This is a genomic window from Micromonospora sp. NPDC049175 (genome assembly GCF_043197345.1).
Classification (GTDB): domain Bacteria; phylum Actinomycetota; class Actinomycetes; order Mycobacteriales; family Micromonosporaceae; genus Micromonospora.
Genome location: NZ_JBICSY010000001.1, coordinates 1,144,671 through 1,168,559 on the forward strand (window position 1 = coordinate 1,144,671; position 23,889 = coordinate 1,168,559).

The 23,889-nt window shown below is 73.6% G+C and carries 18 protein-coding genes; 8 read left to right on the plus strand and 10 right to left on the minus strand.

Translation table 11 applies throughout. From position 1 onward, the window contains the following. Positions 1-203 precede the first annotated feature (203 nt). From ACGFH8_RS04800 to ACGFH8_RS04815, 4 genes are read left to right on the plus strand one after another with little or no spacing between them, the layout of a single operon-like run. Entirely contained in the window at positions 204-1,451 is a 1,248-nt protein-coding gene (locus ACGFH8_RS04800) for a MurT ligase domain-containing protein (protein ID WP_393364511.1), read from the plus strand. Next, positions 1,441-2,160, plus strand: a complete 720-nt coding sequence (locus ACGFH8_RS04805) for a type 1 glutamine amidotransferase (protein WP_393363398.1) — start codon at positions 1,441-1,443, stop codon at positions 2,158-2,160. The genes ACGFH8_RS04800 and ACGFH8_RS04805 overlap by 11 nt, the downstream gene beginning before the upstream one ends. Then, complete coding sequence (locus ACGFH8_RS04810) at positions 2,157-2,840, plus strand: TVP38/TMEM64 family protein (protein ID WP_393363401.1); 684 nt, start codon at positions 2,157-2,159, stop codon at positions 2,838-2,840. Before ACGFH8_RS04805 ends, ACGFH8_RS04810 begins: the two co-directional genes overlap by 4 nt. Positions 2,841-2,842: 2 nt before the next feature. After that, positions 2,843-3,607 (plus strand): aminoglycoside phosphotransferase family protein, encoded by a 765-nt coding sequence (locus tag ACGFH8_RS04815; protein ID WP_393363404.1) that lies wholly within the window; start codon positions 2,843-2,845, stop codon positions 3,605-3,607. 102 nt (positions 3,608-3,709) lie between these two features. Here ACGFH8_RS04815 and leuS read toward each other — a convergent pair whose 3' ends face one another. Continuing rightward, positions 3,710-6,550 carry a leucine--tRNA ligase gene (gene leuS / locus ACGFH8_RS04820; protein WP_393363407.1) on the minus strand — a complete coding sequence of 947 codons (2,841 nt, stop codon included), beginning with the start codon at positions 6,548-6,550 and terminating at the stop codon, positions 3,710-3,712. A 402-nt stretch (positions 6,551-6,952) separates the two neighbouring features. Here leuS and ACGFH8_RS04825 point away from each other — a divergent pair, with 402 nt between their 5' ends. From ACGFH8_RS04825 to ACGFH8_RS04835, 3 genes are read left to right on the plus strand one after another with little or no spacing between them, the layout of a single operon-like run. Continuing rightward, complete coding sequence (locus tag ACGFH8_RS04825) at positions 6,953-8,005, plus strand: AAA family ATPase (RefSeq protein ID WP_387197722.1); 1,053 nt, start codon at positions 6,953-6,955, stop codon at positions 8,003-8,005. 1 nt (position 8,006) lies between these two features. Beyond that, positions 8,007-9,305 (plus strand): DUF58 domain-containing protein, encoded by a 1,299-nt coding sequence (locus tag ACGFH8_RS04830; RefSeq protein WP_393363410.1) that lies wholly within the window; start codon positions 8,007-8,009, stop codon positions 9,303-9,305. A 16-nt stretch (positions 9,306-9,321) separates the two neighbouring features. Further along, the gene (locus ACGFH8_RS04835) at positions 9,322-11,799 is read left to right on the plus strand and encodes a transglutaminaseTgpA domain-containing protein (RefSeq protein WP_393363413.1); all 2,478 of its coding nucleotides are present in this window, start codon (positions 9,322-9,324) and stop codon (positions 11,797-11,799) included. Positions 11,800-12,457: 658 nt separating this feature from the next. Here ACGFH8_RS04835 and ACGFH8_RS04840 read toward each other — a convergent pair. The 9 genes from ACGFH8_RS04840 to ACGFH8_RS04880 form a co-directional block, all read right to left on the minus strand. Continuing rightward, positions 12,458-12,856 carry a DUF3040 domain-containing protein gene (locus tag ACGFH8_RS04840; RefSeq protein WP_110564093.1) on the minus strand — a complete coding sequence of 133 codons (399 nt, stop codon included), beginning with the start codon at positions 12,854-12,856 and terminating at the stop codon, positions 12,458-12,460. Between the two features lie 116 nt (positions 12,857-12,972). Beyond that, on the minus strand, positions 12,973-14,232 hold the full coding sequence (locus ACGFH8_RS04845; RefSeq protein WP_393363416.1) for a DNA polymerase IV: 1,260 nt from the start codon (positions 14,230-14,232) through the stop codon (positions 12,973-12,975). A gap of 119 nt (positions 14,233-14,351) precedes the next feature. Continuing rightward, positions 14,352-15,524: an alkaline phosphatase family protein gene (locus ACGFH8_RS04850; protein WP_393363419.1), complete on the minus strand. Its 1,173-nt coding sequence runs from the start codon at positions 15,522-15,524 to the stop codon at positions 14,352-14,354. Beyond that, positions 15,521-16,270, minus strand: coding sequence for a methyltransferase domain-containing protein (locus tag ACGFH8_RS04855; protein WP_393363421.1), 750 nt, complete (start codon positions 16,268-16,270; stop codon positions 15,521-15,523). The genes ACGFH8_RS04850 and ACGFH8_RS04855 overlap by 4 nt, the downstream gene beginning before the upstream one ends. Positions 16,271-16,288: 18 nt before the next feature. Continuing rightward, on the minus strand, positions 16,289-16,465 hold the full coding sequence (locus ACGFH8_RS04860) for a hypothetical protein (RefSeq protein WP_393318609.1): 177 nt from the start codon (positions 16,463-16,465) through the stop codon (positions 16,289-16,291). A gap of 93 nt (positions 16,466-16,558) precedes the next feature. After that, positions 16,559-19,945 (minus strand): error-prone DNA polymerase, encoded by a 3,387-nt coding sequence (locus ACGFH8_RS04865; protein WP_393363424.1) that lies wholly within the window; start codon positions 19,943-19,945, stop codon positions 16,559-16,561. A gap of 33 nt (positions 19,946-19,978) precedes the next feature. After that, positions 19,979-21,592 carry a DNA polymerase Y family protein gene (locus ACGFH8_RS04870; protein WP_393363427.1) on the minus strand — a complete coding sequence of 538 codons (1,614 nt, stop codon included), beginning with the start codon at positions 21,590-21,592 and terminating at the stop codon, positions 19,979-19,981. After that, positions 21,589-22,314, minus strand: coding sequence for a hypothetical protein (locus ACGFH8_RS04875; protein ID WP_393363430.1), 726 nt, complete (start codon positions 22,312-22,314; stop codon positions 21,589-21,591). Before ACGFH8_RS04875 ends, ACGFH8_RS04870 begins: the two co-directional genes overlap by 4 nt. A gap of 105 nt (positions 22,315-22,419) precedes the next feature. Next, positions 22,420-22,869 (minus strand): SAV_6107 family HEPN domain-containing protein, encoded by a 450-nt coding sequence (locus tag ACGFH8_RS04880; protein WP_007463070.1) that lies wholly within the window; start codon positions 22,867-22,869, stop codon positions 22,420-22,422. 443 nt (positions 22,870-23,312) lie between these two features. Between ACGFH8_RS04880 and ACGFH8_RS04885 the strand changes: the two genes are divergently transcribed. Further along, on the plus strand, positions 23,313-23,801 hold the full coding sequence (locus tag ACGFH8_RS04885) for a YbaK/EbsC family protein (protein WP_393363432.1): 489 nt from the start codon (positions 23,313-23,315) through the stop codon (positions 23,799-23,801). The last annotated feature ends 88 nt before the right edge of the window (positions 23,802-23,889 follow it).

Below are 23,889 nucleotides of genomic sequence, written 5' to 3' on the forward strand. Positions count from 1 at the left end.
AAAACAGCACGTCACAAGGGGTGGAGCGGAGTGGAGGGCCGCGCCGGCCCGCCGGCGTGGTCCGCTTTCCGACATAGATCGACTCCGTCCGGTGGAGGTCCTCCCGGCCGCCCGCGCCGCCACCACGGCCGAACGGTTCACCGTCGGCGGCGATCTGGCGGGGCTGGCGGTCCGGTAACCTCGCTCGCGTGACGGACGCGAAAATGCCCCTACGGGCCAAGGTGGCCAGCTCCGTGTCACGGACCGCCGCGGCGCTCTCCCGGGCGGCCGGCCGTGGCGACGGTTCGGTGATCGGCGGGTGGATCGGCCTGAAGATCGACCCGGACCTGCTGGCCCACCTGTCGGCCGGGCGTGCGATCGCGCTCGTCTCCGGCACCAACGGCAAGACCACCACCACCCGGTTGACCTCCGCTGCGGTCGGCGTGCTCGGCCGGGTCGCCACCAACTCGTTCGGCGCCAACATGCCCAGCGGGCACACCTCGGCACTGGCCAAGGCCGGCAGCACCCCGTACGCGGTGCTGGAGGTGGACGAGCACTACCTCGCCCAGGTCCTCGAGGCGACCGAGCCGCACGTGGTCGCGCTGCTCAACCTCTCCCGCGACCAGCTCGACCGCGCCAAGGAGGTCGCCATGATGGCGCAGCTCTGGCGTGCGGCGCTGGTCCGGCACACGAACGTCCGGGTGGTGGCGAACGCCGACGACCCGCTCGTGGTCTGGGCGGCCACCCCGCCCGGCGACCCCGCCCAGGGCATCAACCCGCCGCACGTGACCTGGTTCAGTGCCGGTCAGCGCTGGCACGACGACTCCTGGGTCTGCCCGGAGTGCGGCTCCACCATCCAGCGCTCCGGCGAGCAGTGGTGGTGCACCGGCTGCCCACTGCGCCGACCCGAGCCGCACTGGGTCGTCGAGGACGAGGGGGTGCTCGACCCCACCGGCGCCTGGCACAAGGTCTCCCTCCAACTGCCCGGCAAGGTCAACCTCGGCAACGCGGCGACCGCGCTGGCGGTGGCCGCCGAGTTCGGCGTACGCCCGGTCGACGCGGTGTCCCGCCTCGGCATCGTCACCTCGGTGGCCGGCCGCTACGCGCAGGTCGACAAGGACGGGCGCAACATCCGGCTGCTGCTGGCGAAGAACCCGGCCAGCTGGCTGGAGGCGTTCGACATGGCCGACGACGCACCGACCCTGCTCTCCATAAACGCGCGCGACCCCGACGGCCTCGACACCTCCTGGCTCTACGACGTCGACTTCGCCCCGCTCCGCGGCCGGCAGGTGTTGATCACCGGTGACCGGGCATACGACCTGGCGGTTCGACTGGACGTCAACGACGTGCCGTTCCAGCACGTCCGCACGTTCGACGACGCGCTCCGGTCGGTCCCGCCCGGGCGGCTGGAGGTCATCGCGAACTACACCGCGTTCCAGGACATCCGAGCGGAGTTGGACCGTGTCATCTGAGAGTCTGCGCATCGTCTGGATCTACCCCGACCTGCTCTCCACCTACGGAGACCGGGGCAACGCCCTGATCCTCGCCCGCCGGGCCCGTCAGCGCGGAATGCCTGTCGAGGTGCTGGAGGTCCGCTCCGACCAGCGGCTGCCCGCGACCGCCGACATCTACCTGGTCGGCGGCGGCGAGGACGGCCCGCAGGCGCTCGGCGCCCAGCGGCTCCTCGCCGACGGCGGCCTGCACCGCGCCGTCGCGCAGGGCTCGGTGGTGTTCGGGGTCTGCGCCGGCTACCAACTGCTCGGCGCCTCGTTCTTCGCCAAGGGCGTGCAGTGCCGCGGCCTGGAGCTGCTCGACCTGCAGTCGGACCGGGGCGAGAGCCGGGCCGTGGGCGAGCTGGCCGGCGAGATCGACCCCCGCCTGGGGCTACCCCCGCTCACCGGTTTCGAGAACCACGGCGGCCGGACCCACCTCGGCCCGGAGGTCTCGCCGCTGGCCCGGGTCACCGCCGGGGTGGGCAACAACGGCGCCACCGAGGGCGCGTGGCGCGGCAAGCTGCTGGGCACCTACTCACACGGGCCGGCGCTGGCCCGCAACCCCGCCCTGGCCGACCTGCTGCTGCGCTGGGCCACCGGAGCTCACCAACTCCCGCCGTTGGACGACACCTGGTCGGACCGGCTCCGCAACGAGCGCCGCTCCGCGGTGGCCGTCGCCCGGGCATGATCCGTGCCGTCCGGCGGCTGCTCCGGCAGCCGTCGGCCGCCCGGTTCGCCCTGCTCGTGCTGCTGATCGGCGGCTGCGGGCTGCTGCTGCTCCTGGCGCCCCGACCCGATCCGGAGCAACTGCCGCTGCTGGCCGACCGGCTGGGCGACCTCGCCCCGGTGGCGGCCGTCCTCGGCGGCGCGCTGCTGCTGGTCGCCCTGGTCCCCCGGACCTTCGTCACGCTCGCCGCGGGCGCGATCTTCGGCCCGTTGGAGGGCGCCGCGTACGCCCTCGGCGCCGCGCTGGTGGCCGCGGCGATCGGGTTCACGGTCGGCCGGCTGCTCGGGCGAGAGTTCGTGGCCGAAAGGGTCCGTGGCCGCCTGGCCCGCCTCGACGGCTGGTTCGCCCGGCAGAGCGTGGTCGGTGTGGTCACCGTCCGGCTGCTGCCGATCGCCGGCTTCGGGCTGGTCAGCTACGGCTACGGCACGACCGGCGCCCGGGTGCTGCCGTTCCTGGCCGGGAGCGTGATCGCCTCCGCGCCGACCGCCTTCGGCTACGCGGCGATCGGCGCGTCGGTCAGCTCACCGGGCCACATCAACTGGTACGCCGCCGCCCCGGCCAGCCTCGGCCTCATCGCCAGCGGGGTGCTGATCTACCGGTGGTGGCGTGCCGAGCGAGCCCGCCGCTCCATGCCGGTCTGACCGTGCCCGAGCCAACCGTCAGCCCGGCCGAGGAGCCCCTGTCCGGCGGGTTCGTCGCCGACGTGGTCCGGATCGGCGACACGGTACGACGTACCCCGCCCGCCAACCTGGACTTCGTCGGTGCGCTGCTGCGCCACCTGGCCGAGGTGGGCGCCGACCTCGCGCCCCGCCACCTGGGCGTGGACGCCCACGGTCGGCAGATGCTCAGCTACGTCGCGGGTCGGGTGCCCTGGCGGGACCGGGAGGATCCGGCGTTCTTCGCCGACGCGGCGCTGGTGCGGCTGGCGGAGCTGATCCGGCGGCTGCACGACGCGTGTGCGGGCACCGGGCTGGCGGGCAACGCCGAGACGGTGTGCCATCGCGATCTGTCGCCGAAGAACACGGTGTACCGGGACTTCCCCGCCGGGCCGTTGCCCGTGTCCTTCATCGACTGGGATCTGGCCAGGCCGGGACGACGGATCGAGGATGTGGCGTTCGCTGGCTGGCACTGGGCCCCGCTGGGCGAGGGCGCCGACCCGGCCGAGCTGGGCCGGCGTTGTCGCGTCCTCTGCGACGCCTATGACGCAGCCGGCCCGGGGGTGCTGCCCCGGACGGAGCTGGTGGATCTGATGCTCGACCAGATCGGGAGCACCTGGCGCACCATCGACGCGAGCACCGACCCGGCAATGCACCGCCTCCGCGAGGCAGGCGTCAGCACGTTGATAGCCCGCTGGCACGAGTGGCTACAAACCCACAGCGCCGTGGTCCAGGCGGCGCTGACCCTCTGATCCCCGCGATCTTGCAGTTTCTGTCCCGACATACCGCCCACGAAAGGGCAAAACAGGGACCGAAAGTGCAAGATCGCGGAGGCGCGGAGGCGCGGAGGCGAGTTACGCCACTACCGAGACCATTCGGCCCTTGACGACGATGACCTTGCGGGGCTCCTTGCCGGCCAGGGTCGCGGCCACCGCCTCCAGGGCCGCCGCGCGGACGACCTCCTCGGCGGCGTCGGCGGGCACCTCGACGCGGCCACGGACCTTGCCGTTGACCTGCACCGGATAGGTCACCGTGTCGGCCACCAGCAGCGCCGGGTCGGCGGTCGGGAAGTCCGCATACGTCAGCGAGGTGTCGTGGCCCAGCTTGCGCCACAGTTCCTCGGCCAGGTGCGGGGCGAACGGGGCCACCATCAGCACCAGCGGCTCGGCCACCTCGCGTGGCGTCGCCGACAGCCCGGTCAGCCCGTTGGTCAGCTGGATCAGCTTGGCGATCGCCGTGTTGAACCGGATGCCGTCCATGTCGCCACGGACCCCGTCGATCACCCTGTGCAGCAGCCGGCGGGTCGCCTCGTCGGCCGGGTCCTCGGTGATCCGCAGGGCGCCGGTCTGCTCGTCGACGACGGCCCGCCAGACCCGCTGCAGGAACCGGTACGAGCCGACCACCGCCCGGGTCTCCCAGGGTCGGGACACCTCCAGCGGGCCCATCGACATCTCGTACACCCGGAAGGTGTCGGCGCCGTACGCGGCGCACATGTCGTCGGGGGTCACCACGTTCTTCAGCGACTTGCCCATCTTGCCGTACTCGCGGTTGACCGCCAGGTCGCCCAGATAGTAGGCGCCGTCGCGCTCCATGACCTCCTCGGCCTGCACGTAGCTGCCGCGCGAGTCGGTGTACGCGTACGCCTGGATCATGCCCTGGTTGAACAGCTTGCGGAACGGCTCGAACGACGACACGTGACCCAGGTCGAACAGCACCTTGTGCCAGAACCGCGCGTACAGCAGGTGCAGCACGGCGTGCTCGGCGCCGCCGACGTACAGGTCGGTGCCGCCGCAGTCACCCTCGCGCTGCGGGCCCATCCAGTAGCGCTCGTTCTCCGCGTCGACGAACCGCCCGCTGTTCGTCGGGTCCAGGTAGCGCAGCTCGTACCAGCAGGAGCCGGCCCACTGCGGCATCACGTTGGTTTCCCGGGTGTAGCGCTTCGGCCCGTCACCCAGGTCCAGTTCGACCTCGACCCAGTCGCGCCGGCGCGACAGCGGGGTCTCGGGGTTGCTGTTCGCGTCGTCGGCGGCGAACGTCTTCGGGGAGAAGTCGTCCACCTCCGGCAGCTCGACCGGCAGCATCTCCTCCGGCAGGGCGATGGCCGCGCCGGTCTCGTCGTAGACGATCGGGAACGGCTCACCCCAGTAACGCTGGCGGGAGAACAGCCAGTCGCGCAGCCGGTAGGTCACCGCGCCGGTGCCGTGCCCGTTCGCCTCCAGCCAGGCGATGATCGCCGCCTTGGCGTCGGCGACCCCCAGGCCGTTCAGGTCCAGGCCGCGTTCGGGCGCGGCGCTGTTGATCGCCGGGCCGTCCCCGGTGTACGCCTTGCCGTCGAAGCCCTCCGCCGGCTGCACGGTACGCACGATGGGCAGCTCGAAGACCTCCGCGAACGCCCAGTCCCGTTCGTCCTGGGCCGGCACCGCCATGATCGCGCCGGTGCCGTAGCCGGCCAGCACGTAGTCGGCGATGAAGATCGGGATCTGCGCGCCGGTGACCGGGTTGGTGGCGTACGCGCCGATGAAGACGCCTGTCTTCTCCTTGGTGTCGGACTGCCGCTCGACGTCGGTCTTGGCCGCCGCCGCCTTCCGGTACGCCTCGACGGCGGCCCGGGGGTTGGCGTGCCCGCCGGTCCAGGCGTCCCTCGCGTCGTCCGGCCACGCGTGCGGAGTCAGCGCGTCGACCAGCTCGTGCTCGGGCGCCAGCACCATGTAGGTGGCGCCGAAGACGGTGTCCGGCCGGGTCGTGAACACCCGCACCGGCGCCTGCTCGGTCGGGAAGTCGATGTGGGCGCCGGTGGAGCGGCCGATCCAGTTGCGCTGCATCAGCTTGATCGGCTCGGGCCAGTCCAGGGTGTCCAGGTCGTCCAGCAGCCGGTCACCGTACGCGGTGATCCGCATCTTCCACTGCTTCAGGTTGCGCTTGAAGACCGGGAAGTTGCCCCGGTCGGAGCGACCGTCGGCGGTGACCTCCTCGTTGGCCAGCACGGTGCCCAGCCCGGGGCACCAGTTGACCGGGGCCTCGGAGACGTACGCCAGGCGGTGGTCGTCGACGACCTGGCGGCGCTCGGCGACGCTCAGCTCGGCCCAGGCGCGGCCGTCCGGGGTGGGTCGGTTACCGCCCTCGAACTCGGCGATCAGCTCGGCGATCGGGCGGGCCCGGCCGGCGTCGCCGTCGTACCAGGAGTTGAAGATCTGCAGGAAGATCCACTGGGTCCAGCGGTAGAAGTCGGTGTCGATGGTGGCCACCGAGCGGCGCTCGTCGTGTGCCAGCCCCAGCCGGCGCAGCTGCGTCTTGTACCGCTCGATGTTCGCCACGGTGGTGGTCCGGGGGTGGGTGCCGGTCTGCACCGCGTACTGCTCGGCGGGCAGGCCGAACGCGTCGAAGCCCATCGCGTGCAGCACGTTGCGGCCGGCCATCCGCTGGTAGCGGGCGTAGCAGTCGGTGCCGATGTAGCCCAGCGGGTGGCCGACGTGCAGGCCGGCACCGGACGGGTACGGGAACATGTCCAGCACGTACAGCTTCTCCGCGCCGGCCCGGGGGTGGGTCGGGTCGGCCAGCGGGCCGGTCGGGTTCGGTGCGTGGAAGGTGCCCTCGCGCGCCCAGGTGTCCTGCCAACGGATCTCGATCTCGTCGGCCAGGGCCGCGGTGTACCGGAACGGGGGAATGTCGCCCGCCGGTGCGGCTGCCTCACTCATCGTCTCTCCTCGCTTCGCTTCGCTTCGTCTCGGCGGCGCCGGGCCGGGCCGGCGGCGGGCACAAAAATGCCCCTCGCACAGGAGGGGCCGCCGTGCTGTCGCGCCTTCAGCGCATCAGCACGGCCCGGTAAGAAGCAGGAAGACTCCGGCCATGTTCGGCAGTGTACCGCGTCGGCGGCCCGCCCCGCCGGCCGCAGGGGTACGCCGGGCCGGGTCCCCCGAGGTGGCGAATATCGGGGCGTAACCGACGGACTACCTGCGGGGGTCGGCGATAACGACAAACATGGTTAGCCTGAGAGGCTAGTGAGAATCCTGCGGCAAACGAGGCTCGACGTCGCGAACCCAACGGCGGGTCCAGGTGCTCTCTACAGAGCTGCCGTGACGGCGACGAGGAGGAGGCCCGTGACACAACAGACCTGGGACGAGGTTGGCGGCCTACTGCCGCACGACGAGTTCCGCGCCGCCAGCGAGGCCATCGTGGCCAACATCGAGCAGGTCATCGAGGGTAAGACCGCCACCGTGCGGCTCGCCCTGGCCGTGTTGCTCGCCGAGGGTCACCTCCTGATCGAAGACGTTCCCGGTGTCGGCAAGACCAAGCTGGCCAAGGCCCTCGCGCGGTCCATCGACTGCACGGTACGACGGATCCAGTTCACCCCCGACCTGCTGCCCAGCGACGTCACCGGGGTCAGCGTCTACAACCAGGAGACGCACGACTTCGAGTTCCGCCCGGGTGCCGTCTTCGCCAACCTGGTGGTCGGCGACGAGATCAACCGGGCCTCGCCGAAGACCCAGTCGGCGCTGCTGGAGTGCATGGAGGAGCGTCAGGTCACCGTCGACGGGGTGACGTACCAGCTCCAGACCCCGTTCATGGTCATCGCCACCCAGAACCCGATCGAGATGGAGGGGACCTACCCGCTGCCCGAGGCGCAGCGCGACAGGTTCACCGCCCGCATCGCGATGGGCTACCCGGACGCCAACGCCGAGCTGGCCATGCTCGACGGCCACGGTGCCACCGACCCGCTGAACGAGCTGCGCGCGGTCTCCGACGCGGACATCGTCCGGCAGCTCATCGCCACCGTCCGGCAGGTGCACGTCGCGGACGCGGTCAAGCAGTACGCGATCGACCTGGTCACCGCCACCCGCGAGGCCCCCGACCTGCGGCTCGGCGCCTCCCCCCGAGCCACCCTGCAGCTACTGCGCACCGCCCGCGCGGTCGCCGCCCTGGAGGGCCGCGACTACGTCCTCCCCGACGACCTCCAGGCCCTGGCGGTGCCGGTGCTCGCCCACCGGATCATCCCGACCGCCGACGCGCAGCTCGCCCGGCGCACCACCGACGCGATCGTCTCGGAGCTGGTGCACCGCCTGCCGCTGCCGCACGACCGGCAGCGCAACCAGTACGACACCCGGCCCGCTTCCGGCAACGGCCGCGCGCCCTACGAGCCGCGGAGGCCATGACGTGCGTGCCGGGCTGCGCGGGCTGACCACCCGCGGGCGCTCCTTCCTCGCCGCCGCGGTCGCGGCGGCGCTCTCGTCCGGCATCCTCGGCGAGAAGGACCTGCTCCGGGTGGCGGTGCTGTTGGCCGTCCTGCCGTTGCTGGCCGCGGCCTACGTCGGGCGCAGCCGTTACAAGCTGGCCTGCAACCGGTCCCTGGACCCGCACCGGGTTCCGGTCGGCGCCAACTCCCGCGTGGTGCTGCGTCTACAAAACCTGTCCCGGCTACCGACCGGCACCCTCCTGCTGGAGGACCGGTTGCCCTACGCGCTGGGCAGCCGGCCCCGGGTGGTGCTGGAGCGGCTCGGCGCGCACCAGGCCAGTTCCGTGGCGTACACCGTGCGGGCCGACGTGCGAGGCCGGTACGACGTGGGTCCGCTCGTGGTCCGGATAACCGACCCGTTCGGTCTCTGCGAGCTCACCCGCTCCTTCCCCAGCACCGACCACCTGACGGTCATCCCGCAGGTCGCTCCCCTGCCGTCGGTCCGGCTCCCCGGGGAGTACGCGGGCAGCGGCGACAGCCGGGCCCGGTCGGTGGCGGTGCACGGCGAGGACGACGCGGCGACCCGGGAGTACCGGCGCGGCGACGACCTGCGCCGGGTGCACTGGAAGTCCACCGCGCGCACCGGCGAGCTGATGGTGCGCCGCGAAGAGCAGCCGTGGGAGAGCCGCGCGACAGTCGTCCTGGACACCCGGGCGTACGGCCACCGCGGCGAGGGGCCGACCGCCAGTTTCGAGTGGGCCGTCTCCGCCGCCGCGAGCGTCGCCGTCCACCTCCGCCAGGCCGGCTACAAGCTGCGCCTGGTCAGCGGCTCGGGCGTCGACGTGGATGCGTCGGAGGCCGGCGGTGACGGGGCGTTGCTCGATCACCTCGCGGAGGTGCGCCTGGATCAGCGCGCCGACGTGGCAGGTCTCGTGCAGCGGGTCCGCCAGCGCGCCGACGGCGGGTTGATCATCGGGCTGTTCGGCACGGTGAGCGTGGCCGAGGCCGAGCTGCTGGCCGGGCTGCGGGGCAACGGCGCCACCTGCATCGGTTTCCTCCTGAACAGCTCCACCTGGCTCAGCCTGCCGGAGAAGGCCCGGGCCGAGGCCGAACACGCGCACGCTGCCGCCGTCCTCGCCATGTTGCAGAGTGGCTGGCGCGTCGTCGGCGTCGACCACGGCGCCCGACTGCCGGCGCTGTGGCCGCAGACCGGCCGGGGCTCCCAGGGCTTCGCCCTGCGCGCCGCGCTGGCGGAGACGGTCGCCGGCGGCGTGCGATGAACGGAAGGGTCCCCTCATGATCGCCAGTCGGAACATCGGCCTGGTGGCGGCCACGGCCACGCTGCTGGCCGCCGCGCCGCTGTCGGCCATCTTCCAGAGCTGGACGTGGCTCGTCCAGTCGGTCATCGCGGTCGCCGTGGTGGCCGGGGCGGCCGCGCTGACCAGGCTCGTCCGGGCACCACTGTGGGGTCAGGTGCTGGGCATGCTGGCCGGGTTGGTCCTCGCCCTGACCTGGTTGTTCCCCAGCAACCAGGAACTGTTCACCGTCCTGCCCACGCCGGGCACGTTCGCGCACTTCAACGACCTGCTCAGCGGCTCCATGCAGGACATGCGCTCGTACGGGGTCGAGGTCCCGGACACCGACCCGCTGCTGTTCATCGCCGTACTCGGCGTCGGCGCGGTCGCCGTACTCGTGGATGTCCTCGCGGTGGGGCTGCGCCGGCCCGCGCTGGCGGGGCTGCCGATGCTCGCCATCTACTCGGTGCCGGTCGCCGTCTATGTGAACAGCGTCCCCGCGACGCCGTTCGTGGTGGGCGCCGCCGGTTACCTCTGGCTGCTGGTCACCGACAACGTCGACCGGGTCCGCAGGTTCGGGCGCCGGTTCACCGGTGACGGCCGCGACGTCGACGTGTGGGAGGCCTCGCCGCTGGCGTCGGCCGGCCGTCGGCTCGCGGTGATCGGGGTGGTGCTGGCCGTGGCGCTGCCGTTGGCGGTGCCCGGCATGAGCGGCGGGCTCCTCGACTCCCTCAGCCGAGGTCCGGGCAACGGCACCGGCAACGGGCCCGGTTCGGGCGGCACCTCGGGTCGGATCGACCTGTTCGCCTCGCTCGCCGGTCAGCTCAACCAGTCCCAGGTGGCCGAGCTGGTAAAGGTCACCACATCCGAACCCGACCCGTTCTACCTGCGCTACGCGGTCGCCGACGAGCTGCGCCCGACCGGTTTCCAGGCACGCAACCCGGCCGGCCGAGCGGTCAACCGGGACCTGCCCAACCCGGCCGAGCGGGCCCGCCCCGGTGTGCAGCACACCACCTACCGGGCGACCGTCGAGGTCACCAAGAGCCTGAGCATGTCGCTCATGCCGGTGTACGCCGAGCCGATCCGCGCCGAGGACCTCAGCGGCAACTGGCTCTACGACCCCAACCAGCAGGTCGTCTTCTCCAACCGGGAAAACTCCCGGGGCCGGAAGTACTCCTTCGACTACGTCCGCTCGACGTACACGCCGACGACGCTGCGGGCCACCCAATCGCTGCCGACCGACCACCCGTTACGACGGCAGATGACCGCCACCCCTGGGCCGGTGCCCGAGGTGGAGGAGCTGGTCAAGGGACTGATCCAGGACAAGCGCACCGACTACGACCGGGTGTTGGCGATCTACAAGCACTTCTCGGCGGACAACGGGTTCAGCTACCGGTTGAGCACCGAGAGCGGCAGCAGCGGGCAGGACATCGTCAACTTCCTCACCAACAAGGTCGGCTACTGCCAGCAGTACGCCGCCGCGATGGCGTGGCTGGTCCGTTCGGCGGGCATCCCGGCGCGGGTGGCGTTCGGGTTCACCAACGGCAGCAAGCGCGACGGTGACACGTTCACGCTGACAAACCTCAACCTGCACGCCTGGACCGAGGTCTACTTCAACGAGGTCGGTTGGGTGCCGTTCGACGCCACCCCGACGTACGGGGTGCCGGGGTCCACCCGCTCGGCCTGGGCACCGGACACGGACGCGCCGGAACCGACCACACCGGGCACCGGCGTCACGGACACCCCGACGGGCCCCGAGGCGTCGGCCGGTCCGGCCGGTCCGGACAACGCCGACCGGGACGTCGACGACGGGCTGTCCCTGGGCGGCACCACGCCGGCCGAGCAGCCACCGGTCTGGCCCTGGTGGACGGCGGGCCTGCTGGCCCTGCTGGCGCTGCTCGCCATTCCCGCGCTGCGCCGGCTGGCGCTGCGCCGCCGACGGGGTGGCCAGCCGGCGAGCGCCGCGGTGGCCCCCACGGCGGCCGTCGGCGACGGTGTCGATCCGGGGGCGCGGGTGGTGGTGGTCGGCGTGGACGCCGACCGGGCCCGCGCTGACGCACACGCCGCCTGGGCGGAACTGCTCGACACCATGGTGGACTTCCGGGTCCCGGTCGACCTGACCGAGACGCCCCGGGCGACCGCGGACCGGCTGGTCCGGGACACCCTCGGCGACGACACGGCCGCGACCGGGTCGGCGCGACTGCTCGGCCAGGCGGAGGAGCGGGCCCGTTACGCACGGGACCCGCTCACCGGTGAGCGGTTGCCGCCTGCGCTGCGCGCGGTCCGCGGGGCGCTCGCCGCACGGGCCGACCGCCGCACCCGCCTGGTCGCCGCCGTGTTGCCGCCGTCGGTGCTGCTGCGGTGGCGGACCTCCATGGCGGACGCGTCCGGCCGGATGGTGGCGCTGACCGGGCGAGCCCGGTACCGGTTGCTGCGCTGGAACCCTCGACGGCTGTTGGCGGACCGAGCGGCCCGCTGACCTGGGCCGGCTGAGCGACGCCCGTTCGGAGCCGGGGTGGCGGTTACCAACCGCCACCCCGCCCGAGAGCCCGCACCGCCCCGCCCCGCCGCGCACCGCCCGGCCCCGCTCGAACCGCCACCCCGCCGGACACAGCCCGGCCCACCCCGCCGCTCGATACGACGGGCGGCCCCGCCCGAGCCGACGACGGGCGGCCCCACCCGAGCCGACAGTCCGCCCCGCCCGGCGGCCGGGCCCACCACATCAGGCGTGCCGCCGCCTCCGGGTCCCTCACCGCATCCGGGTCCCCGCCGACTCCTCGATCAGGTGATGAAAAGTAGGTCTGGCGAGCCTCTGGGCCCTACTTTTCATCACCTGATCAAGGCCAGGCAGATCCCGACGCTTGAGCAAGGCCAGGCAGATCCCGACGCTTGAGCAAGGCCAGGCAGATCCCGACGCTTGAGCAAGGCCAGGCAGATCCCGACGCTTGGGCAAGCCACGCGGGTTCTGACGCATGAGCGGGGCGCTGCGCTTGAGTAAGGCCACGCGGGTTCGAGGCACGCGCGAGGCGCTGCGGGCAGCGGTGGAGAAGGGCGCGCGGATATGACGGAGGTCGCCGGGGCTCTGCCCGGCGACCCGCTCGTCGCGGCGTTCGGCCCGCCTCAGCGGCGGGACCGACTCAGCGGTGCCCCTCCGGGCGCTGCCGCCACCTGTCCTCCATGCGGTCCAGGATCGACGACCGGCGACCGGACCGGCCACCGCGGGGACGACGACGACTTGTCGTGCCGCCCACCACGTGCAGGTCGGGTGACTGCGCTCGCCGGTGCGACTGCACCGCATACGCGGCCGAGGCCAGCATGACGACAAAGCCCGCCACCGCCAGCGGTGGAGTCTTGATCACCGCCCCGTAGACCAGTAGAGCCAGGCCAGCGATGATGACGCCGGCGGCGACGAGCAGGCGACGCCGCGCATGGAAGCGCGGATCGCTGGCGCGCACGGCCGAGGCGAATTTGGGGTCCTCGGCAAGCGACCGCTCGATCTGCTCGAACAGCCGCTGCTCGTGCTCCGAGAGCGGCACGGCACTCCTCCCCGGTCACGTTGGTCGGGCCCACTCGGGCCGACAGACCGTGGCAGCCATCCGGCTGCTTACCCGCAAGTCTACGAGGGGGCTCGCGCGTCGGAAAGCGGGACGACCTACGGGTGGGGTGGATTTTCCTTCCGGTGAGCGTCACGGTCGCCCATCAGACTGGCCGGACCTATGACGGACCGCCCGAATCGGGCAGCGGCGGCGTCGGCGGCAGCTTCCGCTTCCCGCCAACCGCGCTCGGGCGCGCCGAGGGTGAGCTGCCGGGGCGCGCCCCGCGCCGCGGCGAGCCCCTCCACCCGGACACCGACGAGCCGGATCCGCTCGCCCGGGTCCAGTGCGGTGTAGAGCGCCCAGACCGTGTCGAACATCTCGCGGGCGGTGTCGGTGGGCACGTCGAGGGTGCGGGAACGGCTGACGGTCCGGAAGTCGGCCAACCGCACCTTCAGGGCGACGGTGCGCCCGACCTGCCCGGAGCCGCGTAACCGGACGCCGACCTTGGCGCTGAGCGCGAGCAACGCGCGGCGGATCTCCAGTGGGTCGGCCACGTCGACGTCGAAGGTCACCTCGGCGCCGATCGACTTGTCGACGTGCTCCGGGGTGACCCGGCGTGCGTCGCGTCCCCAGGCCAGCTCGTGCAGGTGGGCCGCCGACGCCGCGCCGACCGCCTTGCGGAGCATGCCCAGCGGGGCCTCGGCGAGGTCGCCGACGGTGGTCAGGCCCAGCCTGCGCAGCGACTCGGCGGCGCGCTCCCCCACCCCCCAGAGAGCGTCCACGGGCAGCGGGTGCAGGAAGTCGAGCACCTGCCCCGAGGGCACCACCAGCAGGCCGTCGGGCTTGGCCCGGGTGGAGCCGAGCTTGGCCACGAACTTGCTCGGCGCCACCCCGACCGAACAGGTGAGCGCCTGCTCCTCGGCGACCCGCCGGCGGATCCGCCGGGCGATGGCGGCCGGGGAGCCGAAGAGCCGGCGGGCGCCGCTCACGTCGAGGAACGCCTCGTCGAGGGAGAGCGGCTCGACGAGCGGGGTGACGTCCCGGAAGATCTGCATCACCGCCCGGGAGGCGGCCGTGTAGGCGCTGAACTCCGGTGGCAGGTAGACCGCGTGCGGGCAGCGCGCCCGAGCCTGGCTGGTCGGCATCGCGCTGCGGACGCCGTAACGGCGGGCCTCGTAGCTGGCCGAGCTGACCACCCCGCGCGGCCCCACACCGCCGACGATGACCGGCCGGCCGCGCAGCTCCGGGCGGCGGCGCACCTCGACGGCGGCGAAGAAGGCGTCCATGTCGACGTGCAGGATCGGGCTGCCGGAATCGTCGGCATCCGGCCCGAAGCGCGGATCCCCGCCCCGGGGCAACGACTGACTGCGGCCCATCCCGGCAGGTTAACCCGGAGGTACGACACCACCAGCCGCCGGCGGGCCGGACCATACCCCGGCAGGTTAACCCGGAGGTACGACACCACCAGCCGCCGGCGGGCCGGACCGTACGCCGGTCAGCCGCGGACGACCAGCAGCGGCACGGTCAGCTCGGCGGCGGTGTCCGACCCGTGGTACGCCACCAGCTTCGACGCCATCGGCCGCTCGGTGCGGCTGGCCATGACCGCGTAGGTGTCGTTGCAGGTCACCACCACGTCGCCGATCCGGGCGAGGTGTTCCTCGGGCACCGGCCCGAACCAGCCGGTAGCCACCACCTCGTCGCGGGTCTGTACCCGCGCGGCGTCGCCGAGCACCGCCGACCAGGCGGCCACCACGTCGTCGAGCGCGCCCGGCGCGACGTGCAGATACCGCACCCGGGCCTCACCGGCGACCACCCGGATCCCGTCACGCAGCCGGGGGTCGGTGTCCAGGTCGAAGCGGTGCGCGGCGGGAATGTCGAGCTGGCCGTGGTCGGCGGTCACCAGCAGCGCCGCGTCCGGCGGGAGTCCGTCGACAAGTCGGGCGACAAGCGCGTCCACCTCGGTGGCGGCGACCCGCCAGGGCGCCGAGTCGACGCCGCTGAGGTGGCCGTGCCGGTCCAGGTCGGCGTGGTAACCGGAGACCAGCGTCGGCCCGACGCCTGCGGCCAGCGCGGCAAGCATGGCGGCGGCCACCGCGTCCCCGCCGGCGGCGCCCCGGAAGTCGCCACCCCGGTTGGCGGCCAGGGTCAGCCCGCTGCCGCCGAACTCGGGCCGACTCACCACCGTCGTCGTCACGCCGGCGGCGCGGGCGCGCTCCAACTGGGTGGTCACCGGCTGCCAGCTCAGCGGCGACGGATCTCCGGCCCAGTCGGTGTGGGTGAGCACCCGGTCGGTGCCGGGCACCCGCACGGTGAAGCCGAGCACCCCGTGCGCGCCGGGCGGCACGCCGGTGCCCAGCGACACCAGGCTGGTCGGGGTGGTGGACGGGAAACCGGCGAGGAGCGGCCGGCCCGCCGTCGCGGCGAGTCCGGCGAGCGTCGGCGCGTACGGGGCGGCGGTCGGCAGCTGGTACCAGCCGAGCCCGTCGACGAGCAGCACGGCGATCCGGCGTACCCCGGCCAGCGTGGGGGCCAACCCGAGCGGGTCGGCCGCGCCGGGCACGCCCAGCACGGCGAGCGCGCTGGGCAGCACGTCGGCGAGACGGCCGCCGCCGTGGTCCGGCCCGAGGACCGCCAGCGGCGCCGGCGTGCCGTCCGCTTCGGCGATCATGCGGGGCGGCGGGCGAACAGGTGCAGTTGGGCGGCCAGATCCCGGTACGGCGGTTGGGCGGCCAACGCGCGTTCCAGCTCGACCACCGCGGCGGACTGCCCGTCGGCGACCGCGGCCGGCAGCAGGTCGGCCAGCACACGTACCCCGTGGATCTCCTCGACGACCAGCCCGGCGGCGCCGAGCAGCGCGGCGGCGCCGGGGGCGTCGTAACGCCGGCGCAGCGTGTCGCGCGGCCCGGCGGTGCCGGCCGGATCGGCGGCCAGGGCGGTCGCCACGTCCAGGTGCCCGTTCATCGCCCGGCCCAGCACGGCGGCGGCCCGGCCGGCCACCAGGACACTTGCCGCGCCGCCGGGACGCAGCGCGGTGGCCAGCGCGGACACCACGGGCGTCGGGTCGTCGACCACCTCCAGCACGGCGTGGCAGAGCACCAGGTCGACGCCGGCCGGCTCGACCAGCCCGGCGAGAGCGTCACCGTCGCCCTGCACGGCGGCGATCCGGTCGGCCACCCCGGCCTCGGCGGCCCGACGGGTGAGCGCCGCGAGGGCGTCGGGGCTGGCGTCGACAACTGTGACCCGGTGTCCGGCGCGGGCCAGCGGGACGGCGAAACCGCCGGTGCCGCCGCCCACGTCGAGCACTGTCAGCTCGGCGTCGCCGCGCCGGTCCAGCTCGGCGCGGAGCACCGACCAGATCACGGCGGTACGGGGTGTCAGCGGCGGCCCGGCGAACCGGCCTCGGGTCTGCTCCACCCGGTCGAGCCTAGTGGGTCAGGAGTCGGTGCCCTCGGCCTCGTCCTCGGCCCGGGACCGGCGCTCGTTGGCCACCGGCCCGTTTGTCACCTCGTACTCGCGGGGGTCGGCGAGGTGCGCCGGCACCCAGCCGGTGCCCAGCCGGGTCCGCCGGGCGTTGGCGATTCCACCGGTGTACGCGTGATTTCCCGTCACTGTCGTTCTCCCTCACGGATCGCGGGCCGCTCTGCCCGCTCAGGACGAGTCTCCCGCTCGACGGCGCGGGAAACCGTAATGTGGATCACTGAATCAGCGGAAATCACGGGAGGCGGGGCTGACCGGTGGCTCGATGGCGTCCAGTCGGTCGGCGACCAGGTTTGTCACCCCCTCGTGGCGCTGCAACCGCCCCCGGACCACGAGCGCGGCGCTGGTCCGGGCCACCCGCCGGTAGCGCTGCCACAACCCCGGCGAGCAGGTGACGTTGAGCATTCCCGTCTCGTCCTCCAGGTTGAGGAAGGTGACCCCGCCCGCGGTCGCCGGACGTTGCCGGTGGGTGACGATGCCGCCGACCCGGATCCGTTGCCCCGGCTCCACCCGGCCCAGCCGGGCGATCGGCACCGCGCCGAGCACGTCGAGCTGACCCCTGATGAACCGGGCCGGATGGCTCTCCGGGGACAGCCCGGTGGCCCACACGTCGGCGACCAGCCGGTCCACCGCCTCCATCCCGGGCAACGTGGGCGCCGCCGCGCCGGTCACCGTGCCGGGCAGCCGGCCCGGCCGGTCCTGGGCCGCCGCGCCGGCGGCCCAGAGCGCCTCCCGCCGGGTCAGCCCGAAACAGGCGAAGGCGTCCGCGGTGGCAAGCGCCTCCAGCTGCGCCGCGGTGAGACCGACCCGCCGGGCCAGATCCGGCATGTCCCGGTACGGCCCACCGGCGTCCCGCTCCGCCACGATCCGCTCGGCCACGTCGGCGCCGAGGGTCCGTACGCTGGACAGGCCGAGCCGGACGGCCGGGCCGCCCAGCCCCCAGGCGTGTGGCGGCTCCCCCGGCCCACTGCCCCACCGGGTGTCCGGGGTGGACTCCAGCACCGCCGCGGCACCGCTGGCGTTGATGTCCGGGCGACGGACCTCCACCCCGTGCCGGCGGGCGTCGTCGACGAGGGTCTGCGGGGAGTAGAAGCCCATCGGCTGGGCGTTGAGCAGCGCGGCCAGGAACGGCGCCGGGTGGTAGCGCTTGAGCCAGGAGCTGGCGTAGACCAGGTAGGCGAAGCTCATCGCGTGGCTCTCCGGGAAGCCGTAGCTGGCGAACGCGGTGAGCTTGCGGTAGACGTCGTCGGCCAGCTCGCCGGTGATGCCCCGCTCGGCCATCCCGGCGTAGAGCCGGTCGGCGATGCGGGTCATCCGCTCGACCGACCGTTTGGCGCCCATCGCCCGGCGCAACTGGTCGGCCTCGGCCGCGTCGAAGCCGGCCAGGTCGATGGCGAGCTGCATCAGCTGTTCCTGGAACAGCGGCACACCGAGGGTCTTCTCCAGGGCGTTGCGCATCAGCGGGTGCGCGAACGTCACCGGCTCCTGGCCGTTCTTGCGCCTGATGAACGGGTGCACCGAACCGCCCTGGATCGGGCCGGGGCGGATCAGGGCCACCTCGACCACCAGGTCGTAGAACTCGCGGGGCTTGAGCCGGGGCAGGGTGGCCATCTGGGCGCGGCTCTCCACCTGGAACACCCCGACCGAGTCGGCCCGGCAGAGCATGTCGTAGACCTCCGGGTCGTCCAGGGTCATGTCACCCAGGTCGAGGCTCTCGCCGATCATGTCGTAGCCGTAGTGCAGGGCGGAGAGCATGCCGAGCCCGAGCAGGTCGAACTTCACCAGGCCGACCGCGGCGCAGTCGTCCTTGTCCCACTGCAGGACGCTGCGGCCGGGCATCCGCCCCCACTCCACCGGGCAGACCTCGATCACCGGCCGGTCGCAGATCACCATGCCGCCGGAGTGGATGCCCAGGTGCCGGGGGAACGTCTGCAACTCGTTGGCGTACTCCACCACCTGCTCGGGGATGTTCTCGACGTCGACCGTGGCCACCGAGCCCCACCTGTCGATCTGCTTGCTCCAGGCGTCCTGCTGCCCGGGTGAGAAGCCGAACGCCTTGGCCACGTCCCGCACCGCCGACCGGGGCCGGTAGGAGATGACGTTGGCGACCTGGGCGGCGTGTTCCCGGCCGTAGCGGGTGTAGACGTGCTGGATCACCTCCTCCCGACGGTCGGACTCGATGTCCACGTCGATGTCCGGTGGGCCGTCCCGCTCCGGGGCGAGGAAACGCTCGAAGAGCAGCCGGTGCCGGACCGCGTCCACATTCGTGATCCGCAGCGCGTAGCAGACCGCCGAGTTGGCCGCCGACCCCCGACCCTGGCAGTAGATGTCCTGGTCCCGGCAGAACGTGACGATGTCGTAGACCACCAGGAAGTAGCCGGGGAAGCCCAGCTCCTCGATCATGTTGAGCTCGTGGTCGAGCTGCGCGTACGCCGCCGGGTGCGCCTGCGGCGGCCCGTAGCGTTCGTGCGCGCCGTCGGCGGTCAGCTTGCGCAGCCAGCTCATCTCGGTGTGCCCCGGAGGCACCGGGTACGCCGGCAACTGCGGCGCGACAAGTTGCAGGTCGAAGGCCAACTCGGCGCCGAACTCGGCGGCCCGCGCCACCGCACCCGGGTACGCGGCGAACCGGGCCGCCATCTCCGCGCCACTGCGCAGGTGGGCGGTGGCCGCCGCGGGCAGCCAGCCGTCGATCTCGTCCAGGCTGCGCCGCGCTCGCACCGCGGCGACGGTGGTGGCCAGCCGACGCCGGCCGGGGCTGGCGTAGTGCACGTTGTTGCTGGCCACCGTCGGCAGCCCGGCCGCGGCGGCCAGCTCGGCGAGCGCGTCGTTGCGGTCGGCGTCGATCGGATGACCGTGGTCGGTCAGCTCCACCGCCACCGTCTCCGCGCCGAAGAGCGCGGTCAGCCGGTCCAACTCGCGGGCCGCCGCGTCCACGCCCTCGGTGAGCAGCGCCCCCGGCACGTGTCCCTTGCGGCAGCCGGTCAACACCAGCACGTGGTCGCGCAGCTCGGCGGCGACCTGCTCCAGCTCCCCGTAGACCGGGCGGCCCTTCTCCCCGCCGCGGAGCTGGGCGCGGGCGATGGTGGTGGCCAGCCGGGCGTACCCCTCGTGGCCGTGCGCGAGCACCAGCAGGTGCGCGCCGTGCGGGTCGGGTTCGCCGTTCTGCGGGCCGGGCAGTCCGAGGGACAGCTCCGCGCCGAAGATGGTCGGCAGGCCCAGCGTACGAGCCGCCTCGGCGAAGCGGACCACCCCGTAGAAGCCGTCGTGGTCGGTGACGGCGAGCGCGGTGAGCCCCAGCCGGGCCGCCTCCTCGGCCAGCTCCTCCGGGTGGCTGGCGCCGTCGAGGAAGCTGAAGTTGGTGTGCGCGTGCAGCTCGGCGTAGGGCACCACGCCGTCCGGGCGGGTCAGCTCCGGTGGCTGGTACTGCTCGCGGCGGCGACTCCAGGCCGGGGAGTCGCCACCGTCGGCGTCCACGGCGAGCGGGTCCACCACGTGCAGGTGCCGCTCCTCGCGCGACCGCCCGCCGCCGGAACCGCCCGACCTGCCATCGGTCCGCCCGGAGAGCACCCGCTCCAACTCCGACCAGGGCATCTTCGGGTTGTGGAAGCTCATCGAGCACCCGCCCCCGACCTGGGAAGCAGCGGCTCAGTCATAGATCGCCTCCACCAGCCACTGCCCGGCCTCGACGGCCAGCAGCAGGGCGGCACCGTCGGCCAGGCTGACCTGGAACCGGGCCCGGCGGCGGGCCTCGACCGGCGCCCACCACCGCTCGTCCACCGGCCACGGCCCGGCCCAGCCCACGATCTCCGCCGGCCGGCCGTTGCCGACCACCAGCCGAGCCGGTGGGGCGCTCACCGCCAACCGCGCGCTGATCACCACCGGCTCGCCGGCGGCGTCGTGCACAGTCGCCGCGAGCGGACTGGGCAGCACCACCGCCGGCGCGGGCGCCGGCAGCCGGCCGGGCCACGGCGGGGCCCCGCCTCCACCCCGGCCGGTGGCCGGGTCGGCGCCGGCAGCGGTCGGCGGGCCGGGACGGGCGGGGACGCGTTCGTCGCCCCACGGCACCAGTCGCACCTGGTCGGCCGGGGAGCGACCACCGCCGAGCACCGCGGTGACCACCGCCTCCGGGCCGAGGATGCCCTGCACGCGGCTCAACGCCCGGTGTGCCCGTTCCCGCTCCGCACCGGCCTCGCCCCACAGGCCGACCTGCAGACCGGCCTGGGCGATCACCCCGTCCGGGACCAGCCGCAACCGGATGATGCCGGCCGTCGGCCGGGCCGGTCGGGCGCCGGTACGGCCGTTGCTGCCGGAGAGCCAACCGTCGAGCTGCCAGCGCACCCGGTCGGCGATGGCCGTGGCGGTGAGCAGGCCATCGTGCCGCCAGACCCGGTGCAGCTCCTGACCGTGCTCGGTGACCGCCTCGATGCCGAGCCGGGTGCAGGCCAGCCCGTGCCCGGCCAGCCCCTCGTGCAACTGCTCGGCCAACGCGCGGGCCGCGAACGCCGCCGCGTCGACCCGGTCGATCGGCTCGTCGTACCCGGCGGTCACCGTCAGGTCGGCCGGTGGCTGCCGGACGGCGAGCGGGCGGTGGTCGCGCCCGGCCGCGAGCCGGTGGGCCAACGCCCCGTCGAACCCGAACCGGGCCAACACGTCGCCGGCCGGCAACGCGGCGAATTCGCCGAGGGTACGCACCCCCAGCCGGCGCAGCAGGTCGGCCAACGCCGACCGGCCGAGCGCCTCGACCGGCAACCCGGCCAGGAACTCCGGTGTCCCGCCCGGTGCCACCACCCGGCCGGCGCGGGCGGCCAACCCGGCCGCGAACACCCCGTCGGCGATGCCGACCTGGCTCTCCACCAGGCACGACTGGGCGACGTGCTCGATGATCCGCTCGGCGGCCGCCTCCTCGCCGCCGAGGTAACGGCCCGGCCCCCGGGCGGCCACCGCGCAGGCGCCCGGACGGACCACCTCCACTCCGGCGACCAACTCCTCCACCGCGGCGACCACCGGCTCGAACGCCCGGGCGTCCCGGCCCGGGTCGTGTTCCACGACTGTGAGTTGCGGGCAACGACCCTGCGCCTCCCGCTTGCGCAGACCTCGGCGGACCCCCTCGGCGCGGGCCCGCTCGGAGCAGGCGACCACCCGGTTGGCGTGCAGCACGGCGACCGGGCCGGTCGCCGGCACCCCGTCGACGATCTCGGCGGCGAGCACCGGCCAGTCCGGGCACCACAACAGCAGGGTGCGGGGCGGAGAACCGGTCACCCCCGACCGACCAGGGCAAGCGGCGCGGCCGGTCGGCCCACGGTCGACGAGACCGTGCGGGGAATGACCCGGGTCAGCTCGTCACCCGGGAGCCAGACCTTGATCTCCTTGGGTCGGGCGGCCGCCCCGCGCCCGCGCGCCGAGACGGTGACCTCCCGGCGGCGCAGCCGCCCTCGGCCCTGCCCGAGCCCTTCCCACACCCCACGGACCACCTGCAGTGTCACGTCCGCGCCGTCCCACCGGCCGTACGGGACGAGCACGCTGCCGCGCTGCCGGGCCCGGGCGGCCAACCGGGTGGCGACCGAGGCGGAGACCGATGCCGGCACGGTGGTCACCACGACGTCCACCCCGTCGATCAGCGCGGCGATCACGGTGGCCCACTCCGGGCCGGGATTCGGCACCAGGGCCAACCGGTCCAGGGAGATGCCCAGCTCAGCGGCCGCACCCGCACCGAACGTCGGCACCCCGACCACCGCGCACCACGAGCCGGCCCGGGACGCCTCAGCGAGCAGGGCCAGCATCAGCGAGGTGCCGCCACTGCGCTGGGGCTGGCCGGCGGCGACCGCGATGGTGCTCCCCCGGCGCAGACCTCGATTGGGCAGCAGACCGGTCAGCTCGGGTGCCACCGGCAGCACACGGTGGCCACCGACCGGGTCGGGCGCGCTCGCCGGGCGCACCAGATCGGCAAGTGCGGCGGAACCGACCACCATGCGGCCCGCCATTGGACCAACCCCCCGTCGTTGCTGCTGTGGATCACATTCAGGACCGGCACGCCGTGCCACCGGCCGCCCGGCTCCCCCCGCGGGGCGGTCGGTGGCACGGCGGGATCAGGCGGCGAGGCCGTCCAGGGCCGGTTGGTGGGCCACGCCGAGCGCGGTCTCCACCACCGTGACGAACTGTTCGGCGGCGCGGAGCAGGTCGTCGGCCTCCCGGGCGCTGACCACCCGGGGGATGCCGGCCTCGGCGGCGGCGCGCTTGCTGGCTCCGGCGGCGAAGAATCGGGACCACTCGTCGAGCTCCGGAGCGACGGCGCAGAGGAGGACCCAGACGCTGGTGATCCGGTTGCGCCGACTCGGCGCGGGCCGGGCCCGGGCGGCGAGCAGGGCAGCCGCCGCACGCAGCGCCGCCAGGTGGGCAGCCGCGTAGCGCAGGCCGTCGGGTCGGGTCTGGCCGGCCTCGACCAGCCCGCGCCGAGCCAACGTGAGGAGTTGGGCGGGGGTGCGGTGCGGCAGCACGTGCGCCGGCACCGTCGGTGCCTGAGCCGGGTTGGTCGGCATGGGGTGTCTCCTCCACGTGGCCGGGCGTCGCCTCGGCGCGTTGGTGCCGCCGACGAGACGCCGAGGTCGGGTGGTGCGGAGGAAGACGCACCGGGTGTGGCCGGCCGGGTGTGGACGCTTCCCCACACCACACCCGGCCGGCGTACCGGCGGGTGCGTCGCCCGCTGCCCGGGGGTCGTGGGCGGCGGACGACGCTCCTGCCTGTCGGGACCAGGCTCGCGACTGCCCGGAAACCCAGGTGCGGCCCGCGGAGCCGCACCGGCCGGAGTTGGCGCCGCGAAACGCCGCACCCCGGCTGGTTGGAACGGGCGTTCGAGGCAATCGAACACTCGTTCTAACTGCTGCTGACAGTACACCTCCCCACCGACGAAAATGCAACGTGTGACGCGCCGGCCGTGCCGGCCGCTTGAACCGGCCCCCAGCGGACCGGGAAGAATGGCGGGATGCAGCCACACCCGAACGTACGGGCGGTGCAGGACGCGCTCACCGCCGCCGGCACGCTCGACGGCGCCGGTGAGCCCAGCACGATCCGCCTGCTGCCCGACGCGGTGCCCACCGCCGCAGCCGCCGCCGAGGCGCTCGACGTCGAGGTCGGCCAGATCGCCAACTCGTTGGTCTTCGACGCGGACGACGCGCCGCTGCTCGTGCTCACCTCCGGCGCGCACCGGGTGGACACCGCCAGCCTGGCCGCGTCGATCGGGGTCACCCGGCTGCGCCGGGCCAGCCCGGAGTTCGTCCGGGCGCACACCGGGCAGCCGATCGGCGGGGTCGCCCCGCTCGGGCACCCGCACCCGCTGCGCACACTTGTGGACACGGCGCTGGCGACGTACCCCGAGATCTGGGCGGCGGGCGGCGTACCGCAGGCGGTCTTCCCGACCACCTACGCCGAGTTGTTGCGGGTCACCTCCGGCAGCCCGGCCGAGGTGGCGTGAGCGAGCGGAGCGAGCGAACCGGCAAGCACAGCGGCGACGCGCTCGCGACGCCGCGAAGCGGTGGCGTGAGCGAGCGGAGCGAGCGAAC